This is a genomic window from Burkholderia dolosa, assembly GCF_902499135.1.
Lineage (GTDB): Bacteria > Pseudomonadota > Gammaproteobacteria > Burkholderiales > Burkholderiaceae > Burkholderia > Burkholderia dolosa.
The window spans coordinates 49,377-66,914 of the sequence record NZ_CABVPR010000021.1 but is presented as its reverse complement, the minus strand read 5'-3'; the positions used below and the strand labels follow the sequence as shown (position 1 = coordinate 66,914).

14 protein-coding genes are annotated in these 17,538 nt (G+C 67.6%); 7 read left to right on the top strand and 7 right to left on the bottom strand.

Annotation, left to right across the window (positions count from 1 at the left end):
• Positions 1–180: 180 nt before the first annotated feature.
• The 3 genes from BUB20358_RS12030 to BUB20358_RS28360 are packed head-to-tail and all read right to left on the bottom strand — an operon-like array spanning position 181 to position 4,560.
• Entirely contained in the window at positions 181–1,458 is a 1,278-nt protein-coding gene (locus BUB20358_RS12030) for an MFS transporter (RefSeq protein WP_006767522.1), read from the bottom strand.
• Positions 1,459–1,502: 44 nt separating this feature from the next.
• Positions 1,503–4,307, bottom strand: coding sequence for a molybdopterin-dependent oxidoreductase (locus BUB20358_RS12025; RefSeq protein ID WP_035976017.1), 2,805 nt, complete (start codon positions 4,305–4,307; stop codon positions 1,503–1,505).
• Positions 4,288–4,560, bottom strand: coding sequence for an FAD binding domain-containing protein (locus tag BUB20358_RS28360; protein WP_223297004.1), 273 nt, complete (start codon positions 4,558–4,560; stop codon positions 4,288–4,290). The genes BUB20358_RS12025 and BUB20358_RS28360 overlap by 20 nt, the downstream gene beginning before the upstream one ends.
• Here BUB20358_RS28360 and BUB20358_RS28355 point away from each other — a divergent pair.
• The 5 genes from BUB20358_RS28355 to BUB20358_RS12000 all read left to right on the top strand — a co-directional run bounded on the left by BUB20358_RS28355 (position 4,544) and on the right by BUB20358_RS12000 (position 10,670).
• Positions 4,544–4,891, top strand: a complete 348-nt coding sequence (locus BUB20358_RS28355; protein ID WP_254593968.1) for a hypothetical protein — start codon at positions 4,544–4,546, stop codon at positions 4,889–4,891. The two genes, BUB20358_RS28360 and BUB20358_RS28355, sit on opposite strands and share 17 nt — an antisense overlap.
• A gap of 154 nt (positions 4,892–5,045) precedes the next feature.
• Positions 5,046–6,836 (top strand): acyl-CoA dehydrogenase, encoded by a 1,791-nt coding sequence (locus BUB20358_RS12015; RefSeq protein WP_006767520.1) that lies wholly within the window; start codon positions 5,046–5,048, stop codon positions 6,834–6,836.
• A 78-nt stretch (positions 6,837–6,914) separates the two neighbouring features.
• Positions 6,915–8,543, top strand: coding sequence for an electron transfer flavoprotein-ubiquinone oxidoreductase (locus tag BUB20358_RS12010; RefSeq protein WP_006767519.1), 1,629 nt, complete (start codon positions 6,915–6,917; stop codon positions 8,541–8,543).
• 43 nt (positions 8,544–8,586) lie between these two features.
• Positions 8,587–9,780 carry a beta-ketothiolase BktB gene (bktB, locus tag BUB20358_RS12005; protein ID WP_035976279.1) on the top strand — a complete coding sequence of 398 codons (1,194 nt, stop codon included), beginning with the start codon at positions 8,587–8,589 and terminating at the stop codon, positions 9,778–9,780.
• A gap of 38 nt (positions 9,781–9,818) precedes the next feature.
• Positions 9,819–10,670 (top strand): 3-hydroxybutyryl-CoA dehydrogenase, encoded by an 852-nt coding sequence (locus BUB20358_RS12000; protein WP_006767517.1) that lies wholly within the window; start codon positions 9,819–9,821, stop codon positions 10,668–10,670.
• Between the two features lie 99 nt (positions 10,671–10,769).
• On the opposite strand, the gene deoC is transcribed toward BUB20358_RS12000, so the two are convergent.
• A complete protein-coding gene (gene deoC, locus BUB20358_RS11995) occupies positions 10,770–11,450 on the bottom strand; it encodes a deoxyribose-phosphate aldolase (RefSeq protein WP_006767515.1) in 681 nt (226 codons plus the stop codon).
• A 136-nt stretch (positions 11,451–11,586) separates the two neighbouring features.
• Between deoC and deoR the strand changes: the two genes are divergently transcribed.
• Entirely contained in the window at positions 11,587–12,357 is a 771-nt protein-coding gene (gene deoR, locus BUB20358_RS11990; RefSeq protein ID WP_035976014.1) for a DNA-binding transcriptional repressor DeoR, read from the top strand.
• A gap of 22 nt (positions 12,358–12,379) precedes the next feature.
• Here deoR and BUB20358_RS11985 read toward each other — a convergent pair whose 3' ends face one another.
• The 3 genes from BUB20358_RS11985 to rbsK are packed head-to-tail and all read right to left on the bottom strand — an operon-like array spanning position 12,380 to position 15,807.
• Positions 12,380–13,450: an aldose 1-epimerase family protein gene (locus BUB20358_RS11985; protein WP_035976013.1), complete on the bottom strand. Its 1,071-nt coding sequence runs from the start codon at positions 13,448–13,450 to the stop codon at positions 12,380–12,382.
• Between the two features lies 1 nt (position 13,451).
• Entirely contained in the window at positions 13,452–14,837 is a 1,386-nt protein-coding gene (fucP, locus tag BUB20358_RS11980) for an L-fucose:H+ symporter permease (protein WP_006767513.1), read from the bottom strand.
• Positions 14,838–14,880: 43 nt separating this feature from the next.
• Complete coding sequence (gene rbsK / locus BUB20358_RS11975; protein WP_006767512.1) at positions 14,881–15,807, bottom strand: ribokinase; 927 nt, start codon at positions 15,805–15,807, stop codon at positions 14,881–14,883.
• Between the two features lie 546 nt (positions 15,808–16,353).
• On the opposite strand from rbsK, the gene BUB20358_RS11970 reads away from it, so the two are divergent.
• Positions 16,354–17,517, top strand: coding sequence for an aldose epimerase family protein (locus BUB20358_RS11970; protein WP_035976010.1), 1,164 nt, complete (start codon positions 16,354–16,356; stop codon positions 17,515–17,517).
• Positions 17,518–17,538 lie beyond the last annotated feature (21 nt).

Here is a 17,538-nt window from a genome sequence, read left to right as displayed (position 1 = left end):
GCGCTGTGCGGATGCGGGCGCGTGCTTGCGTGCCGTCGCGATCCGCAAGCACATTGCTCCCATGGCCGGCTACCTTCGCGGATTCCCATAAGCGGCTCCCTTCGTCGGTCCGACGCGGGATGGCGATGCGCGCACGCACGGGACCGGCGATGGTCGGGCGCGCCGTGCGCGGTGCGAAAGTCAGAGCGATTGCGCCTTGGTCTCCGGCAACAGCAGCACCGTCAACAGCACCACGCCGTACGCGGCGCCGGAAAAGATCGCGATGGCCGTCGCGAGCCCGATCGAATGGCTCAACGCGCCGACGAGGCTCGGAAACAGCGCGCCGATGCCGCGACCGAAGTTGTACGTGAAGCTCTGTGCATTCGCGCGGCAGCCCGACGGAAACAATTCCGTCAGGTACGCGCCGACGCCGCTGAAGATTCCGCACGACGAAAAGCCGAGCGGAAACCCGAGCCACAGCATCTGCGCATTGGACAGCGGAAGCGTCAGGTACACGCATACCGACACGAGCGACAGCGCGGAAAACAGCATGAAATTGCGGCGGCGTCCCCAGTAGTCGGAAAGATACGCGCCGACCACGTAGCCGCAGAACGATCCGGCGATGATCACGAACAGATACGCGCCCGTGTCGAGCACGGACAGATGCCGCTCGATCTTCAGGAACGCCGGCAGCCACGTCGACATCGCATAGAAGCCGCCCTGGATGCCGGTGCAGAGCAGGGCGGCCAGCAGCGTGCGGCGCCGCTGCGCGCGCGAGAAGATCGTCCATACCGGCGGCCGGCGTGCGCCGTGCTTCGCGGCGGCATCCGCATGCGCGAACACCGCGGGTTCCGGCACGTGCTTGCGGATGTACAGCACGAGCAGCGCGGGCAGGATGCCGACCCAGAACAGGCTGCGCCACGCGAGCGACTCGGGCAGCACCGAAAACGCGATGCTGTAGAGGATCGCGGCGCCGCCCCAGCCGACGGCCCAGCCGCTCTGCACGAGCCCGACCGCCTTGCCGCGATGTGCGGGCGCGACGATCTCGCCGATCAGCACCGCGCCGACCGCCCATTCGCCGCCGAAGCCGAGTCCTTGCAGCGCGCGCAGCACGAAGATCTGCTCGAAGTTCTGCGCGAAGCCGATCGCGACCGTGCAGAACGAGAACCACAGGATCGTCCCTTGCAATACCTTGACCCGTCCGTAGCGGTCGGCGAGGATGCCGGCGATCCAGCCGCCGATCGACGAGAAGATCAGCGTGACGGTGCCGAGCAGGCCGGCCTGGCCGCGGTCGAGGCCCCACAGGTCGATCAGCGACGCCAGCACGAAGCTGAACACCATGAAGTCGAACGCATCGGTCACCCAGCCGGCGAACGACGCGTTGAACGCGCGCTTGCCCGCCGGGCCGAGTTCCGCATACCACGACGAACGGGATGCCGCGCGCAGCGGCATGGACTCGGCATTTTTCGTTGACGTCATCGTTCTGTCCGGGACGGGAAGCGGTTTTGTCGAAACCGGGGCGGTCAGCGTCGGGCGGCGAGCGCGCGCCGGACGACGTCCGGCGACGCGGGCGCTTCGCGGATGCGTACGCCGATCGCAGCGTGGATCGCGTTCAGGATGGCCGCGGCGGTCGGCACCAGTGCCGGCTCGCCGATGCCTTTTGCGCCATATGGGCCGACGGCCGTCGGTGCTTCGATGAAGATCGACCGCACGTCGGGCATGTCGTGCACGGTCGGGATCAGGTAGTCGTGCAGGTTGTTGTACTGCCCGGGGCGATACTTTTCCATCAGCGCCATGCCGACGCCTTGCGCGACCGCGCCTTCGATCTGTCCTTCGAGAAGCGTCGGATTCACCATCTTGCCGACGTCGTGTGCGGCCACCACCTCGCGCACGCGGACCCGCCCGCTGTCGCAGTCGACCGCGACTTCCGCCATCTGCGCGCCGAACGCATAAGTCGCGTAAGGCGTGCCTTGCCCGGCCGCGTCGAGCGACGTCGTGGGCGGATCGAAGCTTTCCTCGGCCGCGACGACGTAGCCGTGCGCATCGACCGGCAGTGCGTGCAGGTCCAGCGCGACGCCGTCGACCGAGAGGCCGTGCGCGCCGGGCGCGATCCGCGCATCGGGCGCGGCGCCGGCCAGCGCGAGCAGCCGTTGCCGCAGCGCGGTGCCCGCGAGGAAAGCTGCGCGGCCGGTGACGAACGTCTGGCGCGACGCCGACGTGCGGCCGCAATCCGGCGTCACCGACGTGTCGGGGCCGACGATTCGCAGCCGATCGACCGGTACGCCGAGCGCATCGGCCGCGATCTGCGGAATGACGGTGTTCGCGCCCTGGCCGGCATCCACCGCGCCCTGGTGCAGGACGATCGTGCCGTCGGGCCGAATGCCGAAGCGCACGGTCGACGGATTCGGCAGCGCGGTGTTGCCGCAGCCGTAGAAGAACGCGGCGACGCCGACGCCGTGACGAACGCCGCGCGGCGACGACGCGTTCAGCGCGGCGACGCGGGCCTGTGCGTCGCGCCACGCCGGCCGCAGCGCATCGAGGCACGCGACGAGGCCGACGCTGCCGTCGAGAACCTGGCCTGTCGGCAGCGTGTCTCCGGGCCGCAGCGCGTTGATCGCCCGAAACTCGAGCGGATCGATGCCCGCGCGGAACGCCAGCTCGTCGACGAGCTGCTCCTGCGACATCATCGTTTGCGGCACGCCGAAGCCGCGGAACGCGCCGGCCGGCGTCACGTGCGTGTGAATGGCGCGGGCGCGCGCGTCGTAGTGCGGAATCACGTACGGACCGCCGGCATGCACGGGCACACGGTTCGCGACCGCGGTGCCCCACGATGCGAACGCGCCGGTATTGAAGTCGCCGTCGAACGTCACCGCACACAGGCGGCCGTCGGCATCGGCGCCGATGCTGGACGTCATTCGGCCGGGATGGCGCTTGGTCGACGTGGCCATCGATTCCTCGCGCGAGAACGCCATCGCGACGGGCCGCTCCAGATGCCACGCGGCGATCGCGAGCAGCGGCTGGACCGTCATGTCCAGCTTGCCGCCGAAGCCGCCGCCGACCGCGGTCGCGACGACGCGCACCCGCTCGGGCGAAACGCCGAGAATGCGCGCGAGATCGGCGCGATGCGGATGCGGCGCCTGCGTCGACGAATGGATCTCGACGATATCGCCGACGCGCCGTGCCCAGCCGGCCTCGGGTTCGAGGTATGCGTGCTCGACGAAGCTGGATTCGAACGTCGCGCTCGCGACGTAATGCGCGCGCTGCATCGCGCGATGCGCGTCGCCGCGGCACACGCGCCCTTCGATCAGCACGTTGCCCGGGCGGCCGGCATGCAGTTGCGGACTGTCGTCCCGCACCGCATCGGCGATCGCGAGCACCGGCGCCTGCGGTTCCCACGTCACCGGAAAACGGCCGAGGTCGAGCGCCGCGATCGCTTCGCGCTCGCCGACGACCAGCGCGACCGCTTCGAGGTGATGGCGCGTTTCGGTTTCCGGAAGGACGGGCTGATCGGCGTACGGTGTCGCGACGCCGTGCACGTTGATGCCCGGCACGTCCGCGTGGGTGAACACGCGATGCACGCCGGGATGCGCGGCGACGAACGCGTCGAGGTCGCCGAACGCGAAGCGCGCGCGGTGATGCGGGCAACGGACCGCGCGCACGAACAGGCTGTCGGCCGGATACGCGTCGGCACCGAAGCGCTGGCTGCCGTCGACCTTCTCCGGTCCGTCGAGACGTGTGAGCGGCACGCCGACCGACGGCCCTTCAGCCGGCGCAACCGTGCAGCGGCGTGCGGTGCCGCCGCATCCGACTTCCGTCACCGCGTCGACGATTTTCTGGTAGCCCGTGCATCGGCACAGCACGCCGTCGATGGCCGCTCGCGCGCTGGCTCGATCCGTCACGCGATTCGCGTCGATCGCGGCCGCGGCTGCGGTGAGCATGCCCGGCGTGCAAAAGCCGCATTGCACGGCCTGATGCGCGAGAAAAGCCTGTTGCAGCCGGCTGCCGCAGCGGGTGCCATCGGCGAGGCCTTCGATCGTGACGATGCGGCTTCCCGCGACCTGTCCCAACGGAATCAGACATGCATAACGCGCATCGCCGTCGACGATCACGGTGCAGGTTCCGCAGTCGCCCTGGCGGCATCCTTCCTTGGTCCCGAACTGCCGCAACGCCGCGCGCAGATAGTCGATCAAGCGCTGCGACCGGTCGGTCGGCAGCTGCATTCGCGTGCCGTTGAGTTCGAACCAGTCGTGCGCGGGCACCGCGGGAACGCTGCCGCCGGCAGCCGTTTCGCGAACGTCGGCAAGCTCGTCAAGCAGTGGATGCGCCACGTGCGTTCTCCTCGATGCAGGCATTGAAAGCGCGCGCGACAGCCAGCTGCGCGAGATGCAGGCGATGCGGTGCGGTAGCGCGGCAGTCGTCGATCGGGGACAGCTCCGCAACGGACGCCGCGCCGACTGCGTCGGCCAGGGGTTCGCAGCGCCGGCCCGCCAGCGCCGCCTCGAGCGCCGATAGCCGCAAGGCGACCTCGGATGCGCCGCCGACGGCGACGGCGGCTGCCTCTATCGTGCCGTCCGCCGACATGCGCAGCAGCCGACACGACGGCGATCGCCTGGCCGTCGCGATTCGTACATTTGACGAACGACGTCCGGTCGTGCGCGCGCGGTTGCGCAAACAGCACGGCGACCAGCAGCTCGTCGGCGTCCAGCGCCGTGCGCTGGCTGCCCAGCAGGAACGGCGCGCTAGGTTGCAGCGCACAATTTGCCGGCTCGCGCGGCATTCGGCGGGCCGGACCCGCTCCCGGCCGGACAGCTCGGGCGCCCGCCGAACGCGCGTCGCCGCCGCAGATCCGGCGGAGTTCATGCGGCGACCGCGCGGCCGGGAACGGCCGGCCGGCGTGCTTGCCGCCCATTGAGTGGCCGGTTTTGTCACCAGGAGGGCCGAATATGACAATGTGAATCCAGTCGGGCGGCAGTAGGATGCAACACGACGTCGTCGGGCGCTGGCCGGTTTTGCCGTATCGCAGCGCGCGACGCATCCTGTTCACTGCCCGATTTGGAACATCGACCATGAGCTATCACGCCCCCGTCAAGGACATGCTGTTCGTGCTGAAGGAACTCGCGGACATCGATGCGGTAGCGCAGCTGCCGGGCTTCGAGGACGCCGGTTACGACACCGCGCAGGCGGTGCTCGACGAGTCCGCGAAATTCTGCGGCGAGGTGCTCGCGCCGCTGAACGTCGAAGGCGACCGCAACCCGAGCAGCTGGAAGGGCGGCGTCGTCAGTGCGACGCCGGGTTTCGCGCACGCGTTCCGTCAGTTCGTCGAAGGCGGCTGGCAGGGTCTCCAGCATCCGGCCGAATACGACGGTCAGGGGCTGCCGAAGCTGATCGCGACGCCGTGCATCGAGATGCTGAACGCGTCGAACCTGTCGTTCGCGCTGTGTCCGCTGCTGACCGACGGCGCGATCGAGGCGCTGCTGACGGCCGGCACCGACGAGCAGAAGCAGCGCTACGTGCCGAAGCTGATCTCCGGCGAATGGACCGGCACGATGAACCTGACCGAGCCGCAGGCGGGCTCCGATCTCGCGCTGGTGCGCTCGCGCGCGGAGCCGCAGGGCGACGGCACGTACAAGGTGTTCGGCACGAAGATCTTCATCACGTGGGGCGAGCACGACATGGCGGAGAACATCGTGCATCTGGTGCTCGCACGCACGCCGAACGCGCCGGAAGGGGTGAAGGGCATTTCGCTGTTCATCGTGCCGAAGTTCCTCGTGAACGACGACGGGTCGCTCGGCGCGCGCAACGACGTGCATTGCGTGTCGATCGAGCACAAGCTCGGGATCAAGGCGAGCCCGACCGCCGTGCTGCAGTACGGCGATCATGGCGGCGCGATCGGCTATCTGGTCGGCGAAGAGAACCGCGGCCTCGAGTACATGTTCATCATGATGAACGCCGCGCGCTTCGGTGTCGGCATGCAGGGGATCGGCGTGGCCGACCGCGCGTACCAGAAGGCCGCCGCGTTCGCGAAGGAGCGCGTGCAGAGCCGGCCGGTCGACGGTTCGGCGAAGCAGTCGGTGACGATCATCCATCACCCGGACGTGCGCCGGATGCTCGGCACGATGCGCGCGCTGACCGAAGGCGCGCGAGCGCTCGCGTACGTGGCGGCCGCGCACAGCGACATCGCGCATCGGCACGCGGACGACGCGACGCGCGCGCATCATCAGGCGATCTACGAATATCTGGTGCCGATCGTGAAGGGCTGGAGCACGGAGATGGTCAACGACGTCGCGAGCCTTGGCGTGCAGGTGCACGGCGGGATGGGGTTCATCGAGGAAACCGGTGCCGCGCAGTACTACCGCGATGCGCGCATCCTGGCGATCTACGAAGGGACGACCGCGATCCAGGCGAACGATCTGGTCGGGCGCAAGACGCTGCGCGACAACGGCGCGGTCGCAAAGGCGCTGATCGCGCAGATCGGCGAAACGGTCGCGGCGCTCGGCCAGCTCGACGGCGCGGCGGCCGCGTCGATGAAGGCGCAGCTCGAGAACGGCGCGCGGTCGCTGTCGGCCGTGGTGGACTACGTGCTGGCGAACGCGAAGCAGGATCCGAACGCGGTATTTGCCGGCAGCGTGCCGTACCTGAAGCTCGCGGGTATCGTGCTGTGCGGGTGGCAGATGGCGCGTGCGCTGGTGGTCGCGCACGCGAAGCGCGCGGACGATCGCGCGTTCTTCGATGCGAAGATCGCGATCGCGCAATGCTACGCGGAGCACGTGCTCGTGCAGGCCGGCGCGCTCGAAGCGTCGATTCTCGGGGCGAAGAACGGTCAGAGCGTGCTCGCATTGACCGAAGATCAGTTCTGACCGCAACGGTCGGACACCGGAGGAGACGGGATTTTGACCACACAGGACTTGCTCGCGCAATACGGCCCGCGCGAATCGATGGAATACGACGTCGTGATCGTCGGCGGCGGCCCCGCCGGGCTGTCGGCGGCGATCCGGCTCAAGCAGCTGGCTGCCGAGAAAGGCACCGAGATCGGCGTGTGCGTGCTCGAGAAGGGTTCCGAGATCGGCGCGCACATCCTGTCGGGCGCGGTGATGGACCCGCGTGCCATCAGCGAGCTATTTCCGGACTGGAAGGAGCGCGGCGCGCCGCTCACCGTCGAGGTGACCGAAGACCGCTTCCTGTTCCTGTCCGAGAAGAGCGCGGTCGCAACGCCGAACTGGGCGCTGCCCGACAACTTCAAGAATCACGGCAACTACGTGATTTCGCTGGGCAACGTCACGCGCTGGCTGGGCCAGCAGGCCGAAGCGCTCGGCGTCGAGATCTTTCCGGGCTTTCCTGCCGCGGAGATTCTGTATCACGACGACGGTTCCGTGAAGGGCGTCGCGACCGGCAACATGGGCGTCGGCAAGGACGGCGAGCCGACCGAGAACTTCCAGCTCGGCATGGAGCTGCACGCGAAGTACACGCTGTTCGCCGAAGGCTGCCGCGGCCATCTCGGCCGTCAGCTGATCTCGAAGTTCAAGCTCGACGCGAACAGCGATCCGCAGGCGTACGGGATCGGCATCAAGGAACTATGGGAAATCGATCCGGCCAAGCACAAGCCGGGCCTCGTGATCCATACGGCCGGCTGGCCGCTGAAGTCGGACACGTACGGCGGCTCGTTCCTGTATCACATGGACAACAACCAGGTCGTCGTCGGCTTCGTCGTCGGTCTCGGCTATACCAATCCGTACCTGTCGCCGTTCGAGGAGTTCCAGCGCTACAAGACGCATCCGTCGATCCGCGCATTCCTCGAAGGCGGCAAGCGCGTGTCGTACGGCGCGCGTGCGATCACCGCGGGCGGGCTGATGTCGCTGCCGAAGACCGTGTTTCCGGGCGGCGCGCTGATCGGCGACGATGCGGGCTTTTTGAACGCATCGCGGATCAAGGGCAGCCACGCGGCGATCAAGACCGGGATGCTCGCGGCCGATGCGGCGTTCGACGCGGTGCAGGCCGGCCGCCAGTCGGACGAGTTGAACGCATACCCGGACGCGTTCAGACAGTCGTGGCTCTATACGGAGCTGTACCGCGCGCGCAACTTCAAGCAGTGGATGGCGAAGGGCCTGTACCTCGGCACGCTGATGGTCGGGCTCGAGCAGAAGGTGATGGGCGGCAACGTGCCGTGGACGCTGCACCACAAGCATGCGGACCACGAGATGCTGAAGCCGGCGTCGCAGTGCGAGCCGATCGCGTATCCGAAGCCGGACGGCAAGCTGACGTTCGACCGGCTGTCGTCGGTGTTCATCTCGAACACGAACCACGAGGAGAACCAGCCGGCGCATCTGACGCTGAAGGACGCGAGCGTGCCGGTGAACGTGAACCTGCGCACGTATGCGGGGCCGGAGGCGCGGTTCTGCCCGGCTGCGGTGTACGAGTTCGTGAAGAACGACGACGGCAGCGATCGGCTGGTGATCAACGCGCAGAACTGCGTGCACTGCAAGACCTGCGACATCAAGGACCCGACGCAGAACATCGTGTGGGTCACGCCCGAAGGCGGCGGCGGGCCGAATTATCCGAACATGTAACGCATCAATGCGCGCGTGGGCGCGAACGAACCGGAGTGAGACGATGAGCAATGCAGCGAAGGAAGTCGTGGTGGTGAGCGGCGTGCGTACCGCGATCGGCGATTTCGGCGGAAGCCTGAAGGATTTCTCGCCGACCGAGCTCGGCGCGAAGGTCGTGCGCGAAGTGCTATCGCGCGCGAACGTGGCGGGCGACGCAGTCGGCCACGTCGTGTTCGGCCACGTCGTGAACACCGAGCCGAAGGACATGTATCTCGCGCGCGTGGCCGCGATCGACGGCGGCGTCGCGCAGCATACGCCCGCGCTGACGGTGAACCGGTTGTGCGGTTCCGGCCTGCAGGCGATCGTGTCGGCCGCGCAGACGATCATGCTCGGCGATGCCGACATCGCGATCGGCGGCGGCGCGGAAAGCATGACGCGTGCGCCGTACAGCGTGCCGGCCGCGCGTTTCGGCCAGCGCATGGGCGACGCGAAGCTCGTCGACATGATGCTCGGCGCGCTGCACGACCCGTTCCAGACGATCCACATGGGTGTGACGGCCGAGAACGTCGCGCGCAAATACGGGATCTCGCGCGACGCGCAGGACGCGCTCGCGCTCGAATCGCATCGCCGTGCGGCACGCGCGATCGCCGAAGGCCGCTTCAAGGATCAGATCCTGCCGATCTCGATCCGCACGAAGAAGGGCGAAGTCGTGTTCGACACCGACGAGCACGTGCGCGACGACGCGAGCGCGGACGACTTCACGAAACTCAAGCCGGTATTCGTGAAGGAGAACGGCACGGTGACCGCCGGCAACGCGTCGGGCATCAACGACGCGGCCGCCGCGGTGCTGCTGATGAGCGGCGATGCGGCGCACGCACGGGGCGTGAAGCCGCTCGCACGCCTCGTGTCGTATGCGCATGCGGGCGTCGATCCCGCCTACATGGGCATCGGCCCGGTGCCGGCCACGCGGAAGGCGCTCGAGCGCGCGGGCCTGACGGTCGCCGATCTCGACGTGATCGAAGCGAACGAGGCGTTTGCCGCGCAGGCGTGCGCGGTCACGCAGGAGCTCGGCCTCGACCCGGCGAAGGTCAATCCGAACGGCTCGGGCATCTCGCTCGGCCATCCGATCGGCGCGACCGGCGCGCTCATTACGGTGAAGGCGCTGTACGAACTCAAGCGCATCGGCGGACGCTACGCGCTCGTGACGATGTGCATCGGCGGCGGTCAGGGCATTGCGGCGATCTTCGAGAACGTTTGATAATCGGCCGCTCGGGATCCGAACACGGAGAAATCGTCATGACCATCGAAACCGTCGGCGTCGTGGGCGCCGGAACCATGGGCAACGGCATTGCGCAGACCGCCGCCGTTGCCGGACTCAACGTCGTGATGATCGACGTGACCGATGCCGCGCTCGACAAGGGGCTCGCGACGCTGAAGGGCAGCCTCGAGCGGCTCGTGTCGAAGGACAAGCTCGATGCGGCCACGCGCGATGCGGCGCTTGCGCGCATCGCGACGTCGACCGATTACGCGAAGCTCGCGTCCGTCGACATCGTGATCGAAGCGGCGACCGAGAACGTCGAGCTGAAAAGCCGCATCCTGAAGCAGATCGAATCCGTCGCGCGGCCCGACGCGATCATCGCGACGAACACGTCGTCGATTTCGATCACCGCGCTCGCGGCGCTGCTGGCCGATCCGTCGCGCTTCGTCGGCATGCACTTCTTCAATCCGGTGCCGCTGATGCCGCTCGTCGAAATCATCCGCGGGCTGCAGACGAGCGACGCGACGGCGGCGGCCGTGCGCGCGCTGACCGAGCGTTTCGACAAGTCGCCGATCGGCGTGCGCAACGCACCCGGTTTCGTCGTGAACCGGATCCTCGTGCCGATGATCAACGAGGCGTTCTTCGTGCTCGCGGAAGGGATCGCGTCGGCCGAGGAGATCGACGCGGGGATGAAGCTCGGCGCGAATCATCCGATCGGGCCGCTCGCGCTCGCGGATCTCGTCGGGCTGGACGTGTGTCTCGCGGTGATGGACGTGTTCCTGAAGGACTTCGGCGACCCGAAGTATCGCGCGTGCCCGCTGCTGCGCGAGATGGTTGCCGCGGGGCGGTTGGGGAGGAAGACGGGGCGGGGCGTATACGAGTACGCGTAGTCGTCCGCGATCGCGGCCGTGGCAAAACGGCCGCGCGATCCGATGCACTGCGGAGAACCGCGTTGCCGTCCCGGCAGCGTATCCGCGCATGCCCCGCGCTCAATACCCCGAATCGCTCGCGTCCCGATCGGTCACGATCGCGACCCCCGAACTCGTGCCGAGCCGCGTCGCGCCGGCCTCGAGCATCGCGAGCGCCGTCGCCCGGTCGCGCACGCCGCCCGACGCCTTCACGCCGAGCGTCGGCCCGGCCGTCCGACGCATCAGCGCGACATCGCCGAGCGTCGCACCGCCGTGACCGAACCCCGTCGACGTCTTCACGAACGCGACGCCCAGTTCGCGACACATCTCGCACACGCGTACCTTCTCGTCGTCGGTCAGCAGACCGGTTTCGAGGATCACCTTGAGCGGCACCGCGCCGCACGCACGATGCACGGCGTCGATATCGGCCTTCACGTCACCGTCGCGGCCGCTCTTCAGCGCGCCGATGTTGATCACCATGTCGATCTCGCGTGCGCCCGCGTCGATCGCAGCCGACGCCTCGAACGCCTTCGCGGCCGACAGCGCCGCGCCGAGCGGAAAGCCGACCACCGCACAGACGAGCACGCCGGTGTCGGCGAGTTCGCGCGCGGCGAGCGGCACGTTCGCCGAATTCACGCAGACCGAATAGAAGCGATGCTCGGCCGCCTGCCGGCAGAGTTCGCGGATCTGCGCGTCGGTGGCGTCAGGCGCGAGCAGCGTGTGATCGATGGTGCGGGCAAGCTGGGCGTTGGAAAGCGGCATGTTTGTGAACTCCACGGCGATGTGCCGGAACGGCACACGCAAAGTTGATGTTTTCACATCGGTTTGTTACAAATACGACATTCCGTCCGGGCCCGCGTGCCCGGCACGACGACCGACGGGCACGCAGGATACAGGCATGGAAACGAGGAAGGGCGAACGGATCAAGACGTTGATGAACGTGCTGCAAGGGCAGAACGCGATTCATCTGAGAGAAGTCGCCGAGTTGTTCGGCGTGTCGGAGATGACGATCCGCCGCGATCTCGCGGACAACCCGCACGGGCTGAGCCTGATCGGCGGCTACGTGACGCGCCATTTCGCCGCGCAGCGCAGCGACATCGGCGAATACCTGATCAGCGCCGAGAACAACCGGCAAATCGAGGAGAAGCGCCGGATCGGCAAGCTGGCCGCGCAGTTCGTGACGACGGGCGACACGATCTTCGTCGACTGCGGATCGACCACGCCGTTCATCGTCGATTTCATTCCGGACGACCTCGAATTCACCGCGGTGTGCAATTCGCTGAACGTGTTCGCGAAGCTGCAGCAGAAGCCGCATTGCAGCGTGATCCTGTGCGGCGGCGTGTATCACCGCAAGAACATGGTGTTCGAGTCGGTCGCCGAGGCCGGCATCCTCGATACGGTGCGCGTGTCGAAGGCGTTCATCTCGGCGGCGGGCGTCAGCGATCGATGCGGCGTCACGTGCTTCAACTTTCACGAAGTCGATGCGAAGAAGAAGGTGATGCAGCGCGCGCAGAACCGCTTTCTGCTCGTCGATCACACGAAGTTCGACGAAGTGCGCGCCGCGTATTTCGCCGAGCTGACCGACTTCAACTACGTGATTTCCGACGGACAACTGAGCCGCCGTTACGAAACCGCGATCCGCGAACACGGAATCGCGCTCGTGACCTGACGAACGGCGGCCGCGCATCGCTTCACGCATCGCGCGCCTCCGTCATCGCGCGCGCTTCGGCCGCGTTCAGATAGCCGGTGACGACGTCGAACCGGCGCGTCGCGCCCGGCGCGAGCGTTGCGACGTGGCCCTTGCGGCGCTCGGCCTCATAGCCTTCCGGCTCGCACGTCGACGGCAGCGCGAACGCGGCGACCTGCTGATCCGCGTTGTGCAGAATCCAGCGCGTCGCGTGCGGAAACTGCTCGGGGCGATACGCGGTGTGAAACGCGCCGCCGTCCGGATGCGCGAGCAGGAAATGCGCGACGCCATGCGCGTCGGTCTGCACGCCGTCCATGAAAAACACGATCTCGGGATCGTACAACGCCGGCGAATCGAGCACGACGAGCCGTTCCGGTTCGCGCGCGAGCGTCGCGGTGTAGTCGCGCCACGCGTCGGTGGGCTTCACGTGCGCGGGCACGCTGCCGCGCACGCGCAATCCGCCGCGCGGCAGCGACTGCACGAAGCGGCCGCCCGGCACGTACGCGTAGTTCAGATGCGCCATGTACATCAGCTCCATCGGCGCGCCGGCGAGATTCGTCACGTCCATCGCGATCGTCATCCGCGCGTCGTGCTCCGCGAGCCGCACCGACGGACGCGCGACGTAGCGGCTGCCGAAACCCTGCACGTATTCGTATTCGCCGGTCACTTCGACAGCGGCGCCGTGCGCATCGGCGCCGACGATCAAGCTCGCGCGATCCATCGGCGCGCACGGCATCTCGCCGTGCAGCGTGTGCGTGTCGTTCGGCCCCGGGCAGCCGTTGCGCAGCAGTCCGCTGTGGAACATGAAGCAGCCGTACGTATCGACGATCGATGCCGCGCGCTTCGGCTGCCGGAACATGTGCTTCATCGTCAGGTCGCGGCCGTCGAACGCGGCCGCCCAGATCATCTGGCCGAGATACGGCAGCACGACGACGTGACCGCGCCGGTTCTCGATCTTCAGCGCTTCGACGCCGGACGGATACGCGAACGCGGTCACGACGAGGCCGTCGGTGCGATACAGCGTGCGCGGCATCTCGCGGAAGTCGTCGCGCCGCAGTTCGATCTCGCCTCGCATGTCAGGCTCCCGACGTGTGGCGCGTGTCGACGTAGCGTGCGGTCGCGTCGCCGTCGCCGTCGGCGGCGGCGGCGGCGTCCGGCGTGGCGGCCGGCAGGTGGCGCAGGCAGTAGAAGCCGTAGTAGACGATCACGACGAAGCATGCGAGCGGCACGACGAACGCGAGCTGCATGTTGCCGCCGGTATGGTCGGAGATCAGCCCCTGGATCAGCGGCACGACCGCGCCGCCGACGATGCTCATCACGAGAATCGAGCCGCCGTATTCGGTGTCCTTGCCGAGGCCGTCGATCGTGAGGCCGTAGATCGTCGGCCAGCACGGGCCGAGAAACACGCTGACGCCGACGGCCGCATAGACGGCCGTGATGTTGTGCACGCTGATCGTGTACGCGAGCAGCGCGATGCACAGCACGCCGTAGACGATCAGCACTTTTGCCGGGCCGACGCGCTTCATCACGAGCGTCGCGATCAGCTTGCCGACGAAGAACGCGAAGAACGTCGCGAGCAGATAGCGCGACGCGCCGCGTTCGGTGAGCCCGCCGATCTGCATCGCGAGCCGGATCGTGAAGCTCCACACGCCGACTTGCGCGCCGACGTACAGGAACTGCGCGACGACGCCCGCGACGAAACGCCGGTTGCCGGCAAGGCGCGCGAGCGTGCCGCGCGCGTCGATCCGGTGCGCGGCCGCGCTCGCGCCGTTGCCCTTGCAGGCCGGGTACGGCGTCAGCGCGAATACGACGAACACGGCTGCGAGCACGACGATCAGCCATTTGTACGGCTCGAGCGTCGCCTGGATCATCGCGAGCTGGTGCACGTGCGCTTCGGCGGCCGACATCGCCGCGAGCTGCGCGTGCGACGCATCGCCTTCCTTGAAGATCAGGAAGCTGCCCATGTAGACGCCCGCCATCGCGCCGAACGGATAGAACGTCTGCGAGATGTTCAGGCGGCGCGTGCTGGTTTCGCGCGGCCCCATCAGCGTCGAATACGAGTTCGACGCGGTCTCGAGGAACGACAGGCCGGCCGCGATCACGAACAGCGCGACGAGGAACATCCCGTACTTCGCCATCGACGCGGCCGGGAAGAACAGCAGGCAGCCGATCGTGTAGAACAGCAGGCCGACGAGGATCGTCGTCTTGTAGCTGAACTTCTTCACGACGGTCGCGGCCGGGATCGCGAGGAAGAAGTAGCCGAGATAGAACGCGGACTGCACGAACGCCGATTCGAAATCGGACAGGAAGAACGATTTCTTGAACTGGGCGATCAGCACGTCGTTCAGGTTCGCGGCGGTGCCCCACAGCGCGAACAGGCAGCAGAGCAGCGTGAACGCGAACAGCGGCGTGCGGTTCAGGTAGTAGCCGTCGGGCGTGTGTTCGATCCGGGTTCGGCTCATGGGTGTCTCCTTCCGAAGTGGTCTCGTCGATGGACGGCGCCGTTCAGAGGCCGGCGTCGTGCAGGAAGCGTTCGAACGTCGCGGCGTCGGCGTACGACTTCTGCGTGCCGAAGCCCGTGACCGAATGCGCGGCGTACGCGGACGCGTAGCGCATCGCGTCGAGCGCGTCGCGCGATGCGGCGTAGTAGCGCGCGAAGCAGCCGATGTATGCGTCGCCGGCGCCGGTCGTGTCGCGCGCGTCGACCGCGACGCCGCGCACATGCTGTGCGCTGTCGCGCGATACGAGCAGCGAGCCTTTGTCGCCGAGCGTGACGAGTACGTGCTTCAGCCCGCGTGCGACCAGCGATTCGGCCGCGCGCGTCGCGGTTTCGCGCGAGTCGACCGGCATCCCGGCCACGGTCGCGAGCTCGGTTTCGTTCGGCACGAAGAATTCGACGGAGCGGATTCGCTCGAAGTCGAGATCCGCGACCGCGGGCGCGGGGTTCAGCAGCACCGGAATGCCGTGTCGCGCGCCGAACTCGATCGCGTGATAGACGGTGTCGAGCTCGATTTCCAGTTGCAGCACGATCAGCGCGCATTCGACGAGCCGCGGTGCGGCCGCGTCGATGTCGGCCGGCCTCAGGTGGCGGTTCGCGCCCTTGACGATCAGGATGCTGTTGCTCGAATCGGGCTCGACGAAGATCGGCGCGACGCCGCTCGGTACGCCGGCGACCCGGCTCACGTGCGTGGTGTCGATGCCTTCGCGCTCGAAGTTGCGGATCGTGTTGTCGGCGAATACGTCGTCGCCGACCTTCGTGACCATCACGACGCGCGCGCCGAGGCGCGCGGCGGCGACGGCCTGGTTCGCGCCCTTGCCGCCGCAGCCGAGCTCGAAGTTCGGCGCTTCGAGCGTTTCGCCCCGGGCGGGCATGCGCGTGACGTAGGTCACGAGATCGACCATGTTGCTGCCGATGACGGCGATTGTCTCCATCTGCGTCTCTTCCTTGGAATGAGGCGTCGCATCCGCGAACGGAGCGTGCGACGAGTGATAATAAAATCACAAACAATGTGAGAATGCAATCAAATAGATGTGAAGGCGCTCACGATCGGACGGCGTGGCGATCGCTTGGGGCGGCGGTTCATCGCGTGGCAGGCGTGCTGGTCGACGTTGCAGGACAGCGTGCCGCGCGAGCGCGGCACGTTCGTCGGGCGGTTTCCTGACGGCGCCGCGGTCGAGCGCGACCGGCACGCTAGTGCAGTACGGCGGCGGCTACGGAAGCGCTTTTTCCGTGCTCGCGGGCGCGTCGGCGCGGGCCGGCGCGACGGGGGCGACGTTCGCGGTACGCCGCGCGGTCGCCCGGACGCGCGGCGCCGCTCGATCGTCGTCGTGGCGGCGCGCGTTGCCGCCGGCATTGCGCGTCGCGCACGCGCCCGCTCCGCCCGAGTTCCTCGAGGCGCCGCCGCCCGGCCGCATGAAGCAGCGTCCGGGCACACGAATTGCACGCCGCCGCGACCAGAACCGCTTCGGAGATCGACCATGAAACGACCCTGGACGCGACGCCCGCTGCTCGCGATCTATGCGCTCGCAACGTTCGGATTCGGCAGCGTCGCGGCGTCGGCGGCGCCCGACGTGTCCATCGCGCGCGCGGACTACGGGAAGACCGCATCCGGACAGGCAGTGAGCCGCTACACGCTCGCGAACGCGCGCGGCGTGACGCTGCGGGTGATCACGTACGGCGGCATCGTCACGAATCTCGACGTGCCGGATCGGACGGGCAGGATCGCCGACATCGTGCTCGGCTTCGATTCGTTGCGCGATTACGAAGCGCACAACGGCAATATCCATTTCGGCGCGTTGATCGGCCGCTATGCGAACCGGATCGCGGGCGGGCGCTTTTCGCTCGACGGCACGACGTGGCAGCTGCCGGTCAACGACGGCCCGAATACGCTGCACGGCGGCCCCGACAGTTTCGATGCGAAGGTGTGGACGGTGGTCGGCACGCGCAGCGACGCGACGAGCGCGAGCGTCACGCTGCGCTATGTGAGCCCCGACGGAGAGAACGGCTTTCCCGGTACGCTGACGACCGACGTGACCTACACGCTGACCGGCGACAACGTGATACGCATCGACTATCGCGCGACGACGGACAAGGACACGGTCGTCAACCTGACGAACCACAGCTATTTCAATCTGGCCGGGCACGATCGCGGCAGTGTCGAGCATCAGCTGATCGAGATCGCCGCGTCGCGCTTTACGCCGACCGACGCGACGTCGATTCCGACCGGGCAGCTGGCGGACGTCGGCGGCACGCCGATGGATCTGCGCGAGCCGACGCCGATCGGCGCGCGTCTGCGCAGTGCATATCCGCAACTCGTCATCGCGCACGGCTACGACCAGAACTGGGTGCTCGACCGCGGCGGCCGATCGACGCCGGAATTTGCCGCGCGCGCGTACGACCCGGCGTCGGGACGTTTCCTCGAGCTGTATACGACGCAGCCGGGGCTGCAGTTCTATACGTCCAACGGGCTGAACGGCAGCGTCGTCGGCAAGGGCGGCACCGTTTATCGGCAGACGGACGCGTTCGCGCTCGAGGCGGAACATTTTCCCGATTCGCCGAACCATCCGTCGTTCCCGACGACCGTGCTGAAGGCCGGACAGACGCTGCACGAGGTGACGTTGTGGAAGGTCGGCGCGCGTTGAACGACGGCGCCGCGACGACCG